This is a genomic window from Pseudomonas sp. SB113, assembly GCF_040754745.1.
Taxonomy (GTDB): domain Bacteria; phylum Pseudomonadota; class Gammaproteobacteria; order Pseudomonadales; family Pseudomonadaceae; genus Aquipseudomonas; species Aquipseudomonas grimontii.
In genome coordinates, this window is record NZ_JBFMHW010000187.1 from 1 (window position 1) to 440 (window position 440).

At 54.5% G+C, this 440-nt stretch carries 1 pseudogene; it reads left to right on the forward strand.

What is annotated here, in order from left to right:
* Nucleotides 1-171 precede the first annotated feature (171 nt).
* Nucleotides 172-440: pseudogene (locus AB1462_RS32090) on the forward strand (hypothetical protein); the annotation flags it as partial.

Genomic DNA, 440 nt, shown 5'->3' on the forward strand with positions numbered 1-440 from the left:
TTCGGTCACGATGGCGTAAATGCCTTATGGTTCTATGCGCAATAATAAAGCGCCGTGCGACCACTGGTCAATTCACTTGTCCAGTCGCATGTCATACTGTCAGTGTCGCGCTTGGCAATTATAGGCAGAGCTGGTAAAACATATTTACCAGTTGTTACCGGGAGGAACGCAATGTCTGGTTTGGTCATGCCGGCACCCGATAAGGTGACTTTATCGAAGCGCGCGGAAATCGTCGCCGATATGCGCATCATCGGGCCCGGCGAAGGCGTGGACGATGCAGCCAATTCCATGCGCGCATTCGAGAGCGACGGGCTGACGGCCTACAAGAAATTGCCGCTTGTCGTCGTGCTGCCCGAAACCGTTGCGCAGGTTTCGCGCATTCTCAAATATTGCGATGAGCGCGGCATCCGCGTCGTGCCGCGCTCATCGCAATATTTGAG